The 18,431-nt window shown below is 68.7% G+C and carries 15 protein-coding genes; 11 read left to right on the forward strand and 4 right to left on the reverse strand.

The genetic code is table 11. The features are described 5' to 3' along the window. Position 1: 1 nt before the first annotated feature. Together BA022_RS09630 and surE are read right to left on the reverse strand one after the other, a co-directional pair. Entirely contained in the window at positions 2-772 is a 771-nt protein-coding gene (locus tag BA022_RS09630) for a protein-L-isoaspartate(D-aspartate) O-methyltransferase (RefSeq protein WP_088887370.1), read from the reverse strand. Further along, positions 772-1,554: a 5'/3'-nucleotidase SurE gene (gene surE, locus BA022_RS09635; protein WP_047350873.1), complete on the reverse strand. Its 783-nt coding sequence runs from the start codon at positions 1,552-1,554 to the stop codon at positions 772-774. The genes BA022_RS09630 and surE overlap by 1 nt, the downstream gene beginning before the upstream one ends. A gap of 136 nt (positions 1,555-1,690) precedes the next feature. On the opposite strand from surE, the gene BA022_RS09640 reads away from it, so the two are divergent. The 7 genes from BA022_RS09640 (at position 1,691) to BA022_RS19575 (ending at position 12,342) form a co-directional block, all read left to right on the forward strand. Then, positions 1,691-2,665, forward strand: a complete 975-nt coding sequence (locus BA022_RS09640; protein ID WP_088887371.1) for an NADPH:quinone oxidoreductase family protein — start codon at positions 1,691-1,693, stop codon at positions 2,663-2,665. Positions 2,666-2,758: 93 nt separating this feature from the next. Next, a complete protein-coding gene (locus BA022_RS09645; RefSeq protein WP_015912778.1) occupies positions 2,759-4,282 on the forward strand; it encodes a GGDEF domain-containing protein in 1,524 nt (507 codons plus the stop codon). Positions 4,283-4,296: 14 nt separating this feature from the next. Then, positions 4,297-5,901, forward strand: a complete 1,605-nt coding sequence (locus BA022_RS09650) for an alkaline phosphatase D family protein (RefSeq protein ID WP_088887372.1) — start codon at positions 4,297-4,299, stop codon at positions 5,899-5,901. A 69-nt stretch (positions 5,902-5,970) separates the two neighbouring features. After that, the gene (gene mutS, locus BA022_RS09655; protein WP_088887373.1) at positions 5,971-8,625 is read left to right on the forward strand and encodes a DNA mismatch repair protein MutS; all 2,655 of its coding nucleotides are present in this window, start codon (positions 5,971-5,973) and stop codon (positions 8,623-8,625) included. A gap of 166 nt (positions 8,626-8,791) precedes the next feature. Next, the gene (locus BA022_RS09660; RefSeq protein ID WP_015912775.1) at positions 8,792-9,619 is read left to right on the forward strand and encodes a proteasome-type protease; all 828 of its coding nucleotides are present in this window, start codon (positions 8,792-8,794) and stop codon (positions 9,617-9,619) included. 8 nt (positions 9,620-9,627) lie between these two features. Next, on the forward strand, positions 9,628-10,443 hold the full coding sequence (locus BA022_RS09665) for an alpha/beta fold hydrolase (RefSeq protein ID WP_088888586.1): 816 nt from the start codon (positions 9,628-9,630) through the stop codon (positions 10,441-10,443). A gap of 108 nt (positions 10,444-10,551) precedes the next feature. Then, positions 10,552-12,342 carry a diguanylate cyclase gene (locus BA022_RS19575; RefSeq protein WP_088887374.1) on the forward strand — a complete coding sequence of 597 codons (1,791 nt, stop codon included), beginning with the start codon at positions 10,552-10,554 and terminating at the stop codon, positions 12,340-12,342. 5 nt (positions 12,343-12,347) lie between these two features. On the opposite strand, the gene BA022_RS09675 is transcribed toward BA022_RS19575, so the two are convergent. After that, a complete protein-coding gene (locus tag BA022_RS09675) occupies positions 12,348-13,172 on the reverse strand; it encodes an undecaprenyl-diphosphate phosphatase (RefSeq protein ID WP_088887375.1) in 825 nt (274 codons plus the stop codon). 232 nt (positions 13,173-13,404) lie between these two features. On the opposite strand from BA022_RS09675, the gene BA022_RS09680 reads away from it, so the two are divergent. The 4 genes from BA022_RS09680 to BA022_RS09695 are packed head-to-tail and all read left to right on the forward strand — an operon-like array spanning position 13,405 to position 16,988. Continuing rightward, entirely contained in the window at positions 13,405-13,725 is a 321-nt protein-coding gene (locus BA022_RS09680; protein ID WP_015912771.1) for a 2TM domain-containing protein, read from the forward strand. A gap of 43 nt (positions 13,726-13,768) precedes the next feature. Further along, a complete protein-coding gene (locus tag BA022_RS09685) occupies positions 13,769-14,875 on the forward strand; it encodes a sensor histidine kinase (protein ID WP_088887376.1) in 1,107 nt (368 codons plus the stop codon). Next, the gene (locus tag BA022_RS09690) at positions 14,835-15,665 is read left to right on the forward strand and encodes a LytR/AlgR family response regulator transcription factor (protein ID WP_088887377.1); all 831 of its coding nucleotides are present in this window, start codon (positions 14,835-14,837) and stop codon (positions 15,663-15,665) included. Before BA022_RS09685 ends, BA022_RS09690 begins: the two co-directional genes overlap by 41 nt. A gap of 60 nt (positions 15,666-15,725) precedes the next feature. Continuing rightward, positions 15,726-16,988, forward strand: coding sequence for an MFS transporter (locus BA022_RS09695; protein WP_088887378.1), 1,263 nt, complete (start codon positions 15,726-15,728; stop codon positions 16,986-16,988). A gap of 87 nt (positions 16,989-17,075) precedes the next feature. Here BA022_RS09695 and BA022_RS09700 read toward each other — a convergent pair whose 3' ends face one another. Continuing rightward, entirely contained in the window at positions 17,076-18,320 is a 1,245-nt protein-coding gene (locus BA022_RS09700; RefSeq protein ID WP_088887379.1) for an FAD-dependent monooxygenase, read from the reverse strand. Positions 18,321-18,431: the final 111 nt, after the last annotated feature.

The raw sequence follows: 18,431 nt of genomic DNA on the forward strand, positions 1-18,431 counted from the left end.
TTCAGGCGATCCCCGATTTTAGGGGGACGAAATGCACGGCTTCCAGAATGCCCTGCTTCAAGCCTTGCGCAGTTTTATCAACGACCAGCAGCATCTGCTGGCCGTCGGTGCCCGCCAGTGGGGCGACCAGCCGGCCACCCACGGCAAGTTGCTCGCACCACGCGGCGGGAAGGCTATCTCCCCCCGCCGCGGCAATGATGCCCGCATAGGGCGCGCCGCTGGGGTAACCCAGCATTCCATCGCCCAGGATCAGGTGCACATTTGCCAGGCGCAGCGGGCGCAAGTGGTCTCGCGCCTTTTCATGCAACGCGCGCAAGCGTTCAACGGTATACACCTCGCGCGAGACACGCGACAGCACCGCTGCCTGATAGCCGCAGCCCGTGCCGATCTCCAGCACCCGGCCCATTCCATTTCCGCGCGCGCACTCGGCCCCCAGCAACAATTCGATCATGCGTGCTACCACGCTGGGTTTGGAAATGGTCTGACCCAGTCCGATGGGCAGACTGGTGTCCTCATAGGCTTGGTTGGCCAAGGCGGTGTCGACAAAACGATGCCGCTCAATCATTCCCATGGCCTGAAGAACCGCCCCCGCCGAGATGCCCGAGGCTGCGAGTCGCTGCACCATGCGTGCACGCACGGCAGCGGAGTCCAGCCCCACGCCGTGCGGCGTGGGCGGCTGCACCTCGCGGCGCGCGCCTACCGGTGGCGCCGCAGTGGGTGCACCGGGTTGGCGCCAGTCGATCCGCGCAGGAAAACCTGGCCGCCGCTGCATCAAGCCACCTCGCCGGACGCCTGCGCTGGTACGAGACGGGCCAGAGTCTGCGCCCAATACCCCAGTCCGTCGTAATCGGTCAGGTCCACCTTCAATGGCGTGACGGATACATGGCCGTGGGCCGTGGCATGAAAATCGGTGCCCTCCGCCGCGTCCTTGGCGGCGCCAGCGCCACCGATCCAGTACATCAGCTCCCCACGCGGGCTCTGCTGCTCAATGACACGCTCTGCCGCATGGCGTCGGCCCAGGCGGCACATGCGCAAGGGCCGCAATGCGTCATACGGCATATTGGGAATGTTGACATTCAACAGCCAGGGGGCTTCGCCGACCAGGTTTTGGCGATCCATCTGCTGAACGATCTCGCGCGCCTTGCGCGCAGCCGACTCGATCTCGCCCCACCCCTTGTCCACCTGCGAAAAGGCGATGGACGGGATCCCAAAAAGATAGCCTTCCATCGCAGCACCCACCGTGCCGGAATAAATTGTGTCGTCGCCCATGTTGGCACCGTTGTTGATGCCGGAGACCACCAGATCAGGCCGGTAACCCAGCAGGCCCGTCAGCGCAATGTGCACACAATCGGCAGGCGTGCCATTGACATAGCGAAAGCCGTTGTGCGCGGTTTGCACATACAACGGCGAATGCAGCGTCAGGGCGTTCGACTTCGCGCTATTGTTGTGTTCGGGAGCCACCACTTCCACATCAGCAATGGTCTTAAGGGCGTCATGCAGCGCCACGATGCCAGGCGCCTGGTAGCCGTCGTCGTTGGAGATGAGGATTTTCATGGTCTGGAAGGCGGAACGGCTGGCATTGTAGGAGCGCACACACACGCTGTCGCTGGTCACGCAAGGGACAACCCAGCCTCAGGGACGGCCCCTATGATGCCCGCCCAACAGATTCGTAGCGACCAAGGAGACATTCATGCACGCCTGGCTCTGCACCAACCCCATCGGCGTCGAGGCCCTGGCCTGGACAGAACTGCCCGACCCGGCTCCCAAGGCGGGCGAGGTCCTCGTCGAGATCCGCGCGGCAAGCCTGAATTTTCCCGACCTGCTGATAGTGCAGAACAAGTACCAGATCAAGCCACCCCTGCCTTTCGTGCCCGGCTCGGAGTTCGCGGGCGTCGTGCAGGCCGTGGGCGACGGCGTCACCCATCTGCAGGTGGGTCAAAACGTGGCCTGCCTCAGCGGCACGGGTGGTTTCGCCACGCATACCATCGCCCCGGCCGCACGCTGTATCCCCCTGCCGGACGGCTTTGGCCATGTGGATGCGGCGGCATTCATCATGACCTATGCAACCTCCTACCACGCCCTGCTGGACCGGGGCCAGCTCCAGCCTGGCGAAACCGTGCTGGTGCTGGGCGCGGCCGGCGGCGTGGGCACTGCCGCGATTCAGATCGCCAAGGCCAAGGGAGCGCGCGTGATCGCCGCCGCCTCCACGGACGAAAAATGCGACGTGTGCCTGAAGCTGGGCGCCGATGCCGTGATCAATTACAGCGTGGAGGACCTGCGCGACGCCGCCAAGTCACTGACCGACGGGCGGGGACCGGACGTCATCTACGACCCGGTGGGCGGCGCACTGGCAGAGCCCGCATTTCGCTCCATCGCCTGGCGAGGCCGCTATCTGGTGGTCGGCTTCGCATCGGGCCCCATCCCTTCGTTGCCGTTGAATCTGCCACTGCTCAAGGGTGCTTCTGTCGTCGGCGTGTTCTGGGGCGAATTCGCCAAGCGCGAGCCCCAGGCCAATGCTTCGATGATGGGCACCCTGCTCCAGTGGTATGCGCAGGGCAAGATCAGGCCCGCCATCGACCGAACCATGCCCATGTCACAGCTACCCGCCGCGTTTGCCCACATGGGCGCACGTGCGGTGATCGGGAAACTGGTTCTGGTCAACTGACACGATTTACACATGGCTTGACCCGGCCTGCTATCCAAGCGGGCTGCACTCTGTCACACTTTTGGCTGTTTGCATCTTCCTGCGTCCCTGCAGATGGCCTCCGCCAAATCCCCTTCTGAAATTGCCCGCGAGACGCTCAAGCTACTCGCCACGCGCCGGCTTCCTCCCACGCCCGACCACTACCAGGCCCTCTATGACGAAGTGGCCGGCACCACCAGCGCGCCGGCGTTTCCCAGCGCCCAGCTGCGGCAGATCTCGCGGGTGATCCCCGGCCAGACCCCGGCGCAAAAGCGGTTGCTGGGCCTGTTGGAAACCGCCATCACCCAGCAGGACTGGGGCGTTTTGCAAAACGTGTTGGTGGGATACGCCAACCTGGGACTCTCGCCCGTGGCTGCGCCCGAGCCCGCGAGCACCCGGATTGACCACCTGCCGCTGACACTGGCGCAGAATCTGGCGCGGCTGGTGGACAACACCCTGCCGGCGCTGGGCGAGGACGATGCCCGCGTGCATGAGCTGGCTGCGCAATTGAGCACCTTCCTGCGCGAGCCCGACCCACCCGTCTCCACCGCCGAGCTGATGCTCGGCAACTTCAGCTACCGCCTGTCTTTCGCGGCGGAAGACCAGGCCGCCATCCGGCTGAGCTTGCTCAGCCTGCTGCGCCTGGTGTTCGAGAACATTGCCGCCCTGAGCATGGACGACGAGTGGCTGCACGGCCAGGCCGAGGCGCTGCTTGCGGCCTCCACCCCGCCGCTCACGCTGCGCCGGCTGGACGACGTGCAGCGACGCCTCAAGGACGTCATCTTCAAGCAGACTGAGGCCAAGGAACGCACCGTTCACGCCCAGATGCAGATGCGCGAACTGCTGGCCACATTCATCGAGCGCCTGGCGCAGATGGATGAATCCAGCAGCGCCTACAACACCAAGATGGAGGATTGCGCCGAGCGCATCAGCCAGGCCACGCAACTGCAGGACATCATGCCGCTGCTGGAAGAAGTCATGGCCGCCACGCGCGCCATGGCGCTGAGCAGCCGGGTGACGCGCGGCGAACTGCAGGAACTGCGCGAGCGCACCGAGGCCAAGCACGCCGAAATCGACCACCTGCGCCAGGAGCTGGACCGCGCGAGCGCCCAGGCGCGCCACGACCCGTTGACGGGCTCGCTCAACCGCAAAGGCTTTGCCGAGGCCATGGAGCGCGAGATCGCGCGTGCGCGCCGCCAGGACGCGCCGCTGTGCGTGGCGCTGCTGGATGTGGACAACTTCAAGTCCATCAACGACCGCCTGGGCCACACCGCCGGCGACGCGGCCCTGGTGCATCTGGCGCAGGTCACCCGCGAGGTGATGCGGCCGCAGGACCAGCTGGCGCGCTATGGCGGCGAGGAATTCGTCATCATCCTGCCCGACACCGAACTGGCGGAAGGCGTGAAGGCCATGGAGCGCCTGCAACGCGAGCTGACCACGCGCTACTTCCTCAAAGACCAGGAGCGGGTGCTCATCACCTTCAGCGCCGGTGTGGCCCAGGTGGAGGGCGAACAAGGCAGCGCCGACGCAATCCGCCGCGCCGACCAGGGCATGTACCTGGCCAAGCGCACCGGCAAAAACCGCGTGGTTGCTGCCTGACGCCTGGACCCCTTGTGCGATGTCCCGTGCACCCGCCTTCGCTTGACATCTCGCGCCGCACACTGCTGCGTCAGGCCGCCTGGGCCGGCATGGCCACGCAGTTGCCCCGCTGGGCCTGGGCCCAGGCCGCCGTGCGGCACGACCCCTTTGGCCTGGGTGTGGCCAGTGGCGACCCAGCGCACGACGGCGTGGTCCTCTGGACCCGCGTGCTTCCGCCCGCGGACCTGGCCGGCGCCCACGCCCCCTGGGCCGGCCCCCTGACCGTACGCTGGGAACTGGCCGACGACGCGCAGTTTCGCCACATCGTGCAGCAAGGCACGGCGATGGCGCTGCCTGAACTGGGCCACAGCGTGCATGTGGAGGTGGCCGGCCTGCGCCCCGACCGCTGGTACCACTACCGCTTCATGCTGGGTGACGCCACCAGCCCCGTCGGCCGCACCCGCACCGCACCCGCACCGGATGCGCTGCCCGGGCGCCTGCGGCTGGTGTTCGCGTCCTGCCAGCGGTGGGAGCATGGCCATTACGCGGCCTGGCGGCATGCCTGCGCGGACCAGCCCGACCTGGTGCTGTTCCTGGGCGACTACATCTACGAATATCCCAGCCCGCAGGACGCCACGGGCCTGGCCCGCGTGCACCCGCTACGCCTGCCTCGCAACCTGCAGGACTACCGTGACCGCTACGCCCTGCACAAGAGCGACCCCGCGCTGCAGGCTGCGCACGCCTGCGCCCCGTGGGCGGTGACCTGGGACGACCACGAGGTACAGAACGATTACGCCGCTGGCCAGGGCCGGGGCGAGCGCGCCGAATGGCTGCCGCTGCGCAGCGCCGCGTGGCAGGCCTTCTATGAACACATGCCGCTGCGTGTATCCACGCTGGCCGGCTCCGGCTTCCATCAGTTGCAGATCCACCGCCGCCTGCTCTGGGGGCGCCTGGCGCGGCTGCACATGCTGGACACACGCCAGTACCGCGACCTGCAGGCCTGCCGCACGCCGGGCAAGGGCGCGACCGGCGCGGTGCGGCCCGACGCCTGCCCCGAAATCCTGGACGGCCACCGCAGCTTCCTCGGCTGGGAACAGGAGCAGTGGCTGCACGCGGGCTTGGCAGCCGATGCGCGCAACCAAGCTACGCGCTGGAGCGTACTGGCGCAGCAGACCCTGTTCTCGCCACGCCGCTATCCCTCGGGCCTACAGTCCACCGACAGCTGGGACGGCTACCCCGCCGCACGCGACCGCCTGCTGCAGGCGCTGGCGCAGCACCCGCCGCGCAACACGGTGCTGCTGGGCGGCGACATCCACCAGAACTATGTTTGCAACGTGATGGCGCCACACGGGCCGCATGCCCACGGTGCGCCGCGCGTCCTGGCCAGCGAGTTCTGCGGCACCTCGATCTCCTCGCGCGCCGGCACCACGCAGGAGAAGGTGGATTCCATCACGCGCCACAACCCCCATGTACTGCTGGCACGCTGCGAGGAGCGCGGCTACGGCCTGTGCGACATCACGCCCACGCGCTGGACCACCACGCTGCACGCCCTGCGCGACCCGCTGGATGCCGGCAGCGCCGCGTACACTCTGGCCCGATTCGTGGTGGAAGACGGCCGCCCCGGCCCGCAGCCGGCCTAGGGCCCGCACCAATCCTGGCGCGTCGCGCGCCTTGCCACTTTCGTTCGCACCCAAGGAACACGCACGCAGATGACCGGGAAACCCGCGCCCACCCCGCGCCCCGACGAGGCCGACTTCTCGAACCACACGCCGATGATGGCGCAGTACCTGGCCCTGAAGGCGCAGCACCCCGACACGCTGCTGCTGTACCGCATGGGCGACTTCTACGAGCTTTTCTACGCCGATGCCGAGAAGGCCGCTCGCCTGCTGGACATCACACTCACCCAACGCGGCCAGTCGGCCGGCCAGCCGGTGACCATGGCGGGCGTGCCCTTTCATGCGCTGGAGAACTACCTGGGCCGCCTCATCAAGATGGGCGAGTCGGTCGCCATTGCCGAGCAGGTGGGCGAAGTGGGCGCCGCCAAGGGCCCCGTGGAGCGCAAGGTGGTGCGTGTGGTCACCCCCGGCACGCTCACCGATAGCGAACTGTTGTCCGACAAGAGCGAGTCCATGCTGCTGGCCGTGCACCAGGGCGCGCGTGCGCGCTGCGGCCTGGCGTGGCTCTCCGTCACCCAGGGTGTGGTGCAGCTGGCCGAATGTGCACAGGCCGACGTGGGCACCTGGCTCGCACGCATCGCCCCCAGCGAGGTGATCTACAGCGCGGGCATCACCCAGCGCTTTGAAGAACAACTGACCCAGTTGCGCCAGGGCGGCGTGTTCACCTGCCCCATGAGCCTGCGGCCCGACTGGCAGTTCGATGGTGCCCTGGGCGAGCGCAAGCTGCTGGAGCAGCTCGGCGCGGCCAGCCTGCAGGCCTGGAATGCCGAGGGCCTGCCCCACGCCCACGCCGCCGCCGCCGCGCTGCTGCAGTACGCCGAGCACACGCAGGGCCGCGCACTCACCCATGTGCACGGCGTGCGCGTACAGCAAAGCGACGAACTGATCCACCTGCCGCTGGCCACGCGGCGCAACCTGGAACTGGTGAAGACCCTGCGCGGCGAGGACGCGCCCACGCTGTTCTCGCTGCTGGACACCTGCATGACCGGCATGGGCAGCCGCCTGCTCAAGACCTGGCTGCTGGAGCCGCGCCGCGACCGCAGCGACGCGCGCCAGCGCCTGGCGGCTACGGCCGCGCTGCGCGGCGCCGGCAGCGGCCAGGGCCCGTGGCAGCTCCTGCGCAGCGAACTGCGCGGCGTGAGCGACGTGGAGCGCATCACCGCGCGCATCGCGCTGCGGCAGGTGCGCCCGCGCGAGCTGGTGGCGCTGTGCAAGACGCTACAAAAAGCAGAGCTTCTCGCGCTTAACAGTCAAGCGCCAGAGCCGTTTTTGGCCCAAATCTTCAGCCACCTGCAGCCCCCCGTCGACTGCGCGGCACTGCTGCGTGCCGCCATCCTGGAGGAACCCGCCGCGCTGGTGCGCGACGGCGGCGTGATCGCGCCGGGCTTCGATGCCGAGCTGGACGAGCTGCGCGGCATCCAGAACAACTGCGACGACTTCCTGCTCGATCTGGAGACGCGCGAGAAGGCACGCACCGGCATCCCCAACCTGCGTGTGCAGTTCAACAAGGTGCATGGCTTCTACATCGAGGTCACCAGCAGCCACGCGGACAAGGTGCCCGAAGACTACCGCCGCCGCCAGACACTGAAGAACGCGGAACGCTTCATCACGCCCGAGCTGAAGACGTTCGAGGACAAGGCACTGTCGGCGCAGGAACGCGGCCTGGCGCGCGAGAAGTGGCTGTACGAGCAGGTGCTGGACCAGCTGCAGCCGCATGTGCCCCAGCTCACGCGGCTGGCGCAGGCGCTGGCCACGCTGGACGTGCTGTGCACGCTGGCCGAGCGCTCGCTCACGCTCAACTGGTGCGCACCGCAATTCGTCAACGAGCCCTGCATCGACATCGAGGCAGGCCGCCACCCCGTGGTGGAGGCCCGGCTGGCCGAAACATCGAGCGGCGCCTTCATCCCCAACCACACGCGCCTGCACGCCAACGCGCGCATGCAGATCATCACCGGCCCCAACATGGGCGGTAAGTCCACCTACATGCGGCAGGTCGCCCTGATCGTGCTGCTGGCGAGCATGGGCAGCCACGTGCCGGCCGCGGCCTGCCGGCTGGGTCCCATCGACGCGATCCACACCCGCATCGGCGCGGCCGACGACCTGGCCAATGCCCAGTCCACCTTCATGCTGGAGATGACCGAGGCGGCGCAGATCCTGCACGCCGCCACGCCGCACAGCCTGGTGCTGATGGACGAGATCGGCCGCGGCACCAGCACCTTCGACGGGTTGGCGCTGGCCAGCGGCATCGCCACCCATCTGCATGACAAGACCCGCGCATTCACGCTGTTCGCCACGCATTACTTCGAGCTGACCGAACTGGCGGCGCGCCACCCGCACGCGGTGAACGTGCACGTGGGCGCCACCGAGTCCGGCCACGACATCGTCTTCCTGCACGAGATCCAGCCCGGCCCCGCCAGCCGCAGCTACGGCATCCAGGTGGCGAAGCTGGCGGGGGTGCCCGCCGCCGTGCTGCACCACGCGCGCCACACGCTCGCCGCGCTGGAAGAGCGCGCGGGCGAGGATGAGCTGCAGGTGGACCTGTTCGCTCCGCCGCCCGCGCCCGAGGTGGCGACCGTGAGCCCCGTGGAGTCCGCCCTGGCGCAGATCCACCCGGACCAGCTGTCGCCCCGCGAGGCGCTGGACGCGCTCTACCAGCTCAAGCGGCTGAGCACGCCCGGGTTTGAATAAAATAAGGCTCTAGCGCTTGCCAGTAAAGCGCTAGCAGCTATGTTTATGGTAGCAAACAAAACCTCATGAGCATGCCCGCCCTGCGCCCGCCGCAGCGCCGCAGCCGCGACACGGCCGCCCGGCAAAGCGCCCTACACTCGCCCTCTTCGCCTTCACTGCCCATCCCATGACGTACTGCGTCGCCATCAAGCTCAACGCCGGCCTGGTGTTCCTGTCCGACTCGCGCACCAACGCCGGGCTGGACCAGATCAGTTCCTTTCGCAAGATGATGGTCTACGAGCAGGCTGGTGACCGCTTCATGGTGCTGCTGTCGGCCGGCAACCTGAGCATCTCGCAGTCGGTGCGCGAAATCCTGCAGGTCGAGCAGATCCAGGAGCCCGGCGACAGCACGCCCATCACGCTGTGGAACGCCACCAGCATGTTCGACGTGGCGCGCGTGCTGGGCGCGGCGGTGCGTCGCGTGTACGAGCGCGACGGCGCCGCACTGCAGCGCGCGGGGGTGGACTTCAACGTCTCCCTGCTGCTGGGCGGCCAAATCAAGGGCGAGGGCATGCGCCTGTTCCAGGTGTATTCGGCAGGCAACTTCATCGAGGCCACGGCCGAGACGCCGTACTTCCAGGTGGGCGAGTCCAAGTACGGCAAGCCCGTGCTGGACCGCGTGATCACGCCCCACACGCCGCTGAGCGAGGCGGCCAAGTGCGCGCTGGTGTCCATGGACAGCACGCTCAAGTCCAACCTCTCGGTCGGCCTGCCGCTGGACCTCGTGGTGTACGAGGAGGGGCGCCTCGCCACCGACAAGATCGTGTGCATCGACGAGCACAACCCCTACTTCCGCATGCTGCACGACAGCTGGGGCGAGAAGCTGCGCCAGGTGTTCGACAGCATCGAGGACCCGGCATGGAACGGCGGCGTGACCGAAGTGCCCATCCGCGTGGAGCCCCTGCGCAGCCGGCCGATCAAGAAGATCACCACACCGCGCGACAAGCTCGTGTGAACCGTTCCATGGCCTGCATCGTTTTCTCCCACGCCAACAGCTTTCCCGCCGGCACCTACCGCGTGCTGTTCGATGAACTGCGCGAGCGCGGCTTTCGCGTCAGCGCCATCGAACGCTATGGCCATGACGAGAAATACCCCGTCAGCAACAACTGGCCCCACCTGGTGCAGCACCTGGCGGACTTTGCCGCCGAGCAACAGCAGCGCAGCGGCGAACAGGCCTTTCTGGTGGGCCATTCGCTCGGGGGCTTCCTGAGCGTGATGGCCGCAGCGCGCCACCCCGAGCTGGCACGGGGCGTGGTGCTGATTGACTCGCCCCTCATCGGCGGCTGGCGCGCCAGTGCCCTGGGGGTCGCCAAGCAGACGCAGGTGGTGGGCGCCGTCTCGCCCGGGCGCGTGAGCCGCGCGCGGCGCAACAGCTGGTCCAGCAACGAGGAGGCGCTGGAGCACTTTCGCCGCAAGAAGGCCTTCGCCCACTGGGACCCGCGCGTGCTGCGGGACTACGTGACACACGGCCTGCAGGACCAGGACGGCAAGCGCGTGCTGGCCTTTGACCGCGCGGTGGAAACCCAGATCTACAACACCCTGCCCCACAACCTGGCCCGGCTGCTGCACGCGCATCCGCTGCGCTGCCCGGCCGCCTTCATCGGCGGGCGCGATTCCGCCGAGATGCGCCAGGTGGGCATGGCGATGACCCAGCGCATCACCCAGGGCCGCGTGACGATGCTGGACGGCAGTCACCTCTTTCCCATGGAGCAGCCCCGCGCCACGGCCGCGGCGATCGAGGCCGCGCTGCTGAACCTGGCCCACATCGCGGATTCCTGACACGCGCAGCCCGCGGCAGCCCGCGGCAGCCCGCGGCGACTCGCCCTCTATCCGCTCACACCGCAGTCGTTACGCGGTGATACATTTGAACCTCCTGCGGAGGGTGCGATGCGGCTCTTGCTGTTGCTCTGGTGCGGAATCTTGCCTGGCGGCGCGCGGCTGCGCGCGGTGCTGGGCGGAATGCTGTGCCTGCTCGGCGCGCTGCACCCCGGCCCGGCGCAGGCCTGCAGAGCCACGGTGCTGGAGCCGGGCACGGGCCCCGTAGATCTGTGGGCCCACCTGTGCACGCGCTCTGACCCCACGCTGGCACGCACGGTGCAGGAGATGCTGGCCACTCCCACGGAGTTCGCGGCACCTGCGACGCGCGGCGGTTCACTGGGCGTGCGCCCGGATGCCGTGTGGCTGAAGGCGACACTGGTCCCCCAGGCGCGCGCAGGGCCCTGGGTCATCAATGTGGACTTCCCGCTGCTGAACGAACTCGACGTCTATCTGGTGGCGGACGGCGAGGTGCTGCAGCATCACGCCCTGGGCAACCTGCAGCAGCCCAGCCCCCACGCGCTGGATTGGCGCACCCCCGCGGTGGTTCTGGCGCTGGAGCACGAACGCACTTACGAGCTGCTGGTGCGCGTGCGCACGCTGGGCGGAATGATTGTCCCGCTGCGCATCGGCACCTGGCGAGACATGGCTGCGCCCATGCTGCGCGAGCAGATGCTGCAGGGCCTGTTCGTGGGCCTGGCGCTGTGTCTGTTCATCTACGGTCTGCTGCAGGCCGTTGCGCTACGGGAAAAGGTGTTCGCCTACTACGCGCTGCTGGTGCTGGGCAGCGCGGGGTTTTCCATCCACTTCTTTGGCATCGGCACCCTGTTCATCTGGGGGCACCACCCCTGGATGCAGCAGCACGCCGGCCCGCTGTTCGTCTGCATCGCGGTGATCGGCGCCTTCCTGTTCATGGGGCACTCGCTGGCGCGCGACAACCGGCCCGGTCGATTTCTGCGCACCATGCAGGGAGGAGCCGCGCTGTCCATCCTGCTCTGCGCCGCGTTCCTGTCAAACGTTTTGAACACGCCCGCGACCCTCGCCACGCTGGCACTTCTGGGGCCGCTGCCGGCGTTGATCAGCCTGCCCGTGGCCGCGCGGCGCATGCACGAGAACGACCCCGTGGGGCACACGCTGCTGCTCGCATGGCCGGCCTATATCGGCACTGCCGTCGCGCTCGCTCTGCTGGTGCATGGGGTGCTCCCCGCCCGGTTCTGGCCCATGCACCTCTTCCAGATCGCAGCCGTGGTCAACATGCTGCTGTTCATGCGCATGCTGGGCCTGCGCCACGCACGCCTGCGTGACGCAGTGCAAGACGCCAGCCGGGAGCGCGACGCGCTCATGTCGCTGGCCCGCACCGACCCCCTCACCGGCCTGCCCAACCGGCGCGGCCTGGACGCAGCCCTGGGCGCCGCGCTGCCCCACGCACAAGCCGACCGGCTGCTGGCCGTATTTATGCTGGACCTGGACGGCTTCAAACCCGTCAACGATCAGCATGGGCACGCCGTGGGCGACCGGCTGCTGGTGGCCGTGGCGCAGCGGCTGCGCGCCCAGTTGCGCCACGCCGACTTGATCGCACGGGTGGGCGGGGACGAATTCGTCGTCATGGCGCAGCAGCTGCCCAGCGTGATGCAGGCGCACGATCTCGGGATCGCACTGCTGGAATCCTTCCTGAAGCCGTTTTACGTGCAGGACGTCGAGATCCGCGTGGGGTTGACGATCGGCTACGCACTCGCGCCCGACGACGCCTGCGACGCCTGCACCCTCATCCGCCTGGCGGACGCCGCCATGTACAGCGGCAAGCAGCAGGGCAAGTTCTGCGTGCGCCGCAACAAGGGCGACCTGGCGCTGGCGTCGTCCTGACGCGGCTATTCGGCCCAGGTCACCAGGCCGCTCCATGCCGTGGCCAGCACCACCAGGCCAAACGCGATGCGATACCACGCGAACGGCACGAAGCTGTGCGAGCTGATGTAGCGCAGCAGCCAGCGCACGCACAGCCAGGCGCTGATGAACGAAAACACCAGTCCCACGGCAAACAGCGGAATGTCGGCCGCCGACAGCAGCGCGCGCTCCTTGTAGAGGCTGTAGACGCCTGCGCCGATCAGCGTGGGGATGGCGAGAAAGAACGAATAGTCGGTGGCCGCCTTGCGCGACAGCCCCAGCAGCATGCCGCCGATGATGGTGGCACCGCTGCGGCTGGTGCCGGGCACCATGGCCAGGCACTGCACCAGGCCAACCTTCAGCGCGTCCAGCGGCGTCATGTCGTCCACGGCATGGATGCGCACGGCGGCCTGCTGGCGCCGCTCGGCCCAGAGGATGACGAAGCCGCCCAGGATGAAGGTGCTAGCCACCACCACCGGCGTGAACAGATGCGCCTTGATGGCCTTGCCCAGCAACAGACCCAGCAGCACGGCCGGAAGAAAGCCGATCAGCACGTTCAAGGCGAAACGACGCGCCTGCCGCTCGGTGGGCAGCGCCACCAGCGTCGCGCGGATGCGCTGCCAATAGACCAGAATGACCGCGAAAATGGCGCCGGTCTGGATGGCGATGTCGAAGACCTTGGCCTTGGCATCGTCAAACCCGAGCAGCGCCCCGGCCAGGATCAGGTGGCCGGTGGAAGAGATGGGGAGGAATTCGGTCAGCCCTTCGACCACGCCCATGATGGCGGCCTTGAGCAGCAAGAGAGTGTCCACGCAAGCGTCCTGACAGCGAAAAAGCAAAGCGCGGATTATCAGCCCCGTGCGGCGTGACACGGGTGTCACGCCCTGTGTCCTGCCGGGCCATACGCCAGAACGGCTCCGCTCGCGCCCGCCAGGCAACCGCCCGCGCCACGCGGGTGCCGTTCGTCGCAATGCACTGTTTGGTGGGCCCCTTCTCCTTGCACAGTACGGCAACGGGGTGCAGTACCCCGTCTGGAGACGCGCCATGCATCACTCTCTTCATTCCCCGAACCACCCGGATACCCTCGACCGCCTGGCCCGGCGGCGCGCGGGTGCCAAGCTGGGCTGGCTGTTGCACGCGGGCGTCTACCTCACCGTTCAGCTGGCGCTGGCGGGCCTGGCGCTGATGCAGGGGCGGACTTGGACGCCCTACCCCGCTCTCGGTTGGGGTCTGGGCCTGCTGCTGCATGGGGCGGTCGTGTGGCTGGCCCTGCCCGGAGCCCACTGGCGCGAAGCGCTTGTCGCACGCGAGCGGGCGGCGCTGGCACGCGAGCGCAGCGGCCACAACGACTCGGCACCGCAATGACGGGCCGGCCCTGCAGCACAATGGCTCGTACCCCGCCTGTTCCATGAGCGTCAACCACCCCATCGCCTTCCTCTGCCGGCTGCTGACCACGGCGGCGTTCTGCTGCCTGGTGGCGCTGGGCGTCACACTGGCGAGATCCACGCCCTGGGATGCGAACCTGGTGTATTCGCTCACCATCGGCCTGGTGAGCTGGTTCACGGTGGACCTGGGGCGCATGGCGCTCACACGCCACAGCGCCATTCCGTGGCCGCGGCGGCCATGGGGAGCGGTACTCATCTTTGCGGGCACGGCCATGGGCTTTGTCTCCGGCTCGGTGGTGGGACACCTGTACAACGGCGGCGCACTGGGCGACCTGGCCTGGCTGCGCGGGCACGAGGCCGTGTCCACCCTGGTCGTCACCATCGCTGCCAGCGCATCCATCTCGTTTTTCTTCCACAGCCGTGGCAAGGCGCGCTTTCTGCAGGCGCGCGTGGCCCAGGTACAGCGTGACGCGGCCGAGGCACGCCTGAAACTGCTGGAAACGCAGCTGGAGCCGCACATGATGTTCAACACCCTGGCCAACCTGCGCGTGCTGGTGGCCACGGATCCGCCGCGCGCCCAGGAGATGCTGGACCACTTCATCGCCTACCTGCGCGCCACCCTGGGCGCATCGCGCGCCGCGCTGCACCCATTGGCCGACGAGTTCGCGCGGCTGCAGGACTACCTGGCCCTCATGGCCGTGCGCATGGGCCCGCGCCTGGACTACACCCTGGAACTGCCCGAGGCTTTGCACAACGTGCCCGTCCCGCCCCTGCTGCTGCAGCCGCTGGTGGAAAACGCCATCCGCCACGGCCTGGAGCCACAGGTGCAGGGTGGCCACATCCACGTACAGGCCGCGCTGCTGCAGGGCGGCACCCCGGCGGCGCGCGTGCAGCTGGCCGTGCGTGACACCGGCGCGGGCCTGCGCGACACACCACCCGCGGGCACCGCGGGCACGACCACCGCGCGCTTTGGCCTGCAGCAGGTGCGCGAGCGCCTCGCCACCCTGTACGGCGACGCTGGCACTCTCGAATTGATAGCTGCTAGCGCCCAGGGCACAGCCTGCATCATCACTTTTCCCTTGAAGCACCATGCACTCGACGTTCCCCCGAGCCCTGATTGCCGAGGATGAGCCGCTGCTGGCCGCGGCCCTGCGCCACGAGCTGCAGCAGGCCTGGCCCGCGCTGGAGATCGCTGCGAGCGTGGGCGACGGCCTGAGCGCCGTGCGTGAGGCGCTGGCACTGCGCCCCGACGTACTGCTGCTGGACATCCGCATGCCCGGCCAGAGCGGCCTGGAGGCGGCGGCAGAGCTGGCCGATGCCTGGCCCGATACCGCAGCCTTTCCCGCGCTGGTCTTCGTCACCGCCTACGACCAATACGCCGTACAGGCCTTTGAAGCCCAGGCGGTGGACTACCTGCTCAAACCCGTGCAGCCCGCGCGGCTGCGCCAGACGGTGCAGCGGCTGCAGCAACTGCTGGCACAGCGCGGCGCCCCTGGCGCGCTGCCGGCGCTGGAGCAAGCGCTGACCCAGTTGCGCGCTTTGGCGCAGGCCCCAGGGCTGGGCGGATCGGTGCAGCCCCCAGCGGGCGGCGGCGCGCCGCTGCGCATGATCCAGGCCAGCAGCGGCACGCAGATCCACCTCGTGCCCGTGCAGGAGGTCGTGTACTTCGAGGCGGCCGACAAGTACGTGCGTGTGCTCACCGCCGAGCGTGAATACCTGATCCGCACGCCACTCAAGGAACTGGCCGGGCAGCTCGATCCGACCGACTTCTGGCAGGTGCACCGGGGCACGCTGGTACGTGCCGCCGCCATCGCCAGCGCCATACGCGACGAAGCGGGCCGGATGCATCTGCAGCTGCGGGGCAGGCCTGAGCGGCTGGCGGTGAGCCGGCTGTATGCGCCGCTGTTCAAGGCCATGTAAGCGCGGGCCGGTGCGCACGGCGCCTGCACGCGCGCCGCGTCCGGTGTAGCCTCGGGCCCCATGCCCAACGCCCCCTCCGCCGCGCCGCTTCCACCCGCCCCCATCGCCATGGCATCACGCGCCGCCCTGCTGATGCTGGTGGCGCTGACCTCGGGCTTCGCGTTGAGCTCGGCCTTTCGCACCGTGGCCGCCATCATGGCCGCGCCGCTGCAGGCGGACTTCGGGCTGTCGCCGCAAGCGCTGGGAGTGTTCGCGGGCACCTTCCATTTCGCCTTTGGCGCCATGCAGCTCTTCATGGGCATCGGCATCGATCTGTATGGCGTGCGCCGCACGATCCTGGCGGCGTTTCCGCTGTGTATCGCGGGGGCGCTGCTGTCGGCGCTGGCACCGGGCTACGGCACGCTGCTGCTGGGCCAGGCGCTGATCGGCGTGGGCTGCGCGCCGGCCTTCCTGGTGTGCACGGTGTTCATTGCACGGCATTTCGCGCCGCAGCGCTTCGCGGCGATGTCGGGCATGGCGATGGCGCTGGGTACGCTGGGCATGCTGTTCACCGGCACGCCGCTGGCCTGGCTGGTGCAGCAGTGGTCCTGGCGCGCGGGCTTCGTGGTGCTGGCGGCGCTGGCGCTGGCGGCTTGGCTGTGGATCTGGCGCAACGTGCATGAGCCCGTCGCCGCGCCGGCGCAGCAGGAGGCCCCGCGCGAGTCCGTGCGCGAGGCGGTGCTGCGCTTCGCCGCGCTGTTCACCGTGCCGCACACCTGGGGCATCGTGGTGCTGGGCGCGGTGACCTATGCGGCGCTCATCTCCCTGCGCGGCCTGTGGCTGGGGCCCATGCTGATCGAGCGCCACGGTTTCTCGCTGGTGCAAAGCGGCAACGTGGCGCTGGCCCTGTCGGTGGTGGCGCTGTGCGGGCCGATGCTGTTCGGCCGCATCGACCCCGGCCCCGCCCGGCGCCGCCGCTGGATCGTGACCTGCACCCTGGCCATGGCGGTCCTGTTCGCGGCCATGGTGCTGCCGCACTCCGCCCTGCTGGACGTGGCCTGCATGCTGGCCGTGGGGCTGCTGTCAGGCTTCATCGTGCTGCAGTACGCGGACGTGCGCGCGGCCTACCCGGCGGCGCTCACCGGGCGGGCCATGGCGGTGTTCACCATGGCCATGTTCCTGGGTGTGGCGGCCATGCAGTGGCTCACGGGGCTGGTGGCGTCCCTTGCCAAGCGCGGGGGGACGGACCCTTACCTGGCAGTGATGGCCTGCATCGCCGTGCTGCTCGCGCTGGCGGCGCTGGCGTTTCGGCTGCTGCCGCATCCGCCACAGGGTGAAAGATAGCAGTCAAATCTGCCGTTATCGCTTACAGGATAAGCGCAAGTAGCTATCAATTAAATAGCGTCACATGCCAACTGCCCCAGCGCACGTTCACAGCGAGCTGGCGCTGGAGCCGTCGCCCCGGTAGAGCCAGGGCACGTCCAGCAGCCGCTCTCCCAGCAGCCGCAACGCCGTGTCGCGCCCCCAGCGCACGAGGCCCGTGGCATGGAAGATGCGCCCGTTGCGCCGCGAGCGCTCCTGCACGCGCGCGTTGCGCTGCCAGCGGTTGAGCGCGTAACGGCGCAGGCGCAGCGGCACTTCCAGGTCGTGCATGGCCAGGGCGCGCTGCAGCTCGGCCGCGTCCTCGATGGCCATGCCGGCGCCTTGCGCCAGGTAGGGCCGCATGGGGTGTGCCGCGTCGCCTAGCAAAGCCACCAAGCCCTGCGCCATCTCTTGCGGGCCGGCGACGGGCGGGCGGTCCAGCAGCGGCCACAGGCGCCAGCCGCTGCCCACCTGCGGCACGGCGCGAATCAAGTCCTGCAGCGGCGTGCAGGTGCGGGCCAGCGCGGCCTCCAGATCGGCCGCGTTGGCGCCATGGTCCCAGGAATCGAGGTCGGCCGGCGGTTGCCCGTGGCGGATGGCCACCACGTTCAGCAATTCGCCACGGCGCAGCGGGTACTGCACCACGTGCAGGCGCGGTCCCAGCCAGGCGGTCACCTGCTGGCTGCGCAGCGCCTGGGGCAGCGCGTCCTGGCGCACCACGGCGCGGTAGGCCAGGTGACCGGAGACTCGCGTGGGCGTCTCACCCAGCAAACGCATGCGCGTGCCGCTGCGCAGGCCGTCGGCGCCGATGAGCGCATCGCCTTCGATCAGCAGATCTTGCGCACCGCCCTCGCTGTCGCTTCCCGGGCCGTGGCGCGCTACGCGCACGGTGACCACGCCACCCTCTTGCGCATGGTGCACGATGGAATGGCCCAGGTTCAGGTGCACACCGGTGCGCTCGCGCAATGCATCGAACAGCAGGCCGTGCAGGTCCGCACGGTGGATGGTGGCGTAGGCGGCGCCGTAGCGCTCGATGGCGGTGTTGCCCAGGCGCAGCGCCGCCAACTCAGCGCCGGTGAGCGCACTGCGCACCTGCAGACGCTCGGGGAAGGCGGCCACGGCCTGCAGCGCCCCCTGCAGGCCCCAGGCCTGCAGCCGGCGCACCACGTTCGGGCCGATCTGCACGCCGGCGCCCACCTCGGTGAACTCCGCGGCACGCTCGAAGAGGCGCACTTCCCACCCGGCACGCGAGCTACCCAGGGCGGCAGCCAATCCTCCAATGCCACCGCCTGCGATCAAGACTTGTTTCTGCATGGGCCGATTGTCCGCCCACCGGCAGCCACCCTGCTACAGCGGCGCACCAGGCATGGCGCAAGCCCGCGGCGCGCAGACCAGATCGCACCGCCTGGGGCCGCAGCATCGCGT

It is taken from the genome of Diaphorobacter nitroreducens (assembly GCF_002214645.1).
GTDB lineage: Bacteria > Pseudomonadota > Gammaproteobacteria > Burkholderiales > Burkholderiaceae_C > Diaphorobacter > Diaphorobacter nitroreducens.

Coding starts and splice junctions, on each gene's coding strand:
- surE (WP_047350873.1), bottom strand. CDS start 1,554: ATGAAAATCCTCATCTCCAACGACGACGGCTACCAGGCGCCTGGCATC.
- BA022_RS09685 (WP_088887376.1), top strand. CDS start 13,769: ATGAGCGTCAACCACCCCATCGCCTTCCTCTGCCGGCTGCTGACCACG.
- BA022_RS09695 (WP_088887378.1), top strand. CDS start 15,726: ATGCCCAACGCCCCCTCCGCCGCGCCGCTTCCACCCGCCCCCATCGCC.
- BA022_RS19575 (WP_088887374.1), top strand. CDS start 10,552: ATGCGGCTCTTGCTGTTGCTCTGGTGCGGAATCTTGCCTGGCGGCGCG.
- BA022_RS09660 (WP_015912775.1), top strand. CDS start 8,792: ATGACGTACTGCGTCGCCATCAAGCTCAACGCCGGCCTGGTGTTCCTG.
- BA022_RS09665 (WP_088888586.1), top strand. CDS start 9,628: ATGGCCTGCATCGTTTTCTCCCACGCCAACAGCTTTCCCGCCGGCACC.
- BA022_RS09690 (WP_088887377.1), top strand. CDS start 14,835: ATGCACTCGACGTTCCCCCGAGCCCTGATTGCCGAGGATGAGCCGCTG.
- BA022_RS09640 (WP_088887371.1), top strand. CDS start 1,691: ATGCACGCCTGGCTCTGCACCAACCCCATCGGCGTCGAGGCCCTGGCC.
- mutS (WP_088887373.1), top strand. CDS start 5,971: ATGACCGGGAAACCCGCGCCCACCCCGCGCCCCGACGAGGCCGACTTC.
- BA022_RS09680 (WP_015912771.1), top strand. CDS start 13,405: ATGCATCACTCTCTTCATTCCCCGAACCACCCGGATACCCTCGACCGC.
- BA022_RS09700 (WP_088887379.1), bottom strand. CDS start 18,320: ATGCAGAAACAAGTCTTGATCGCAGGCGGTGGCATTGGAGGATTGGCT.
- BA022_RS09645 (WP_015912778.1), top strand. CDS start 2,759: ATGGCCTCCGCCAAATCCCCTTCTGAAATTGCCCGCGAGACGCTCAAG.
- BA022_RS09630 (WP_088887370.1), bottom strand. CDS start 772: ATGCAGCGGCGGCCAGGTTTTCCTGCGCGGATCGACTGGCGCCAACCC.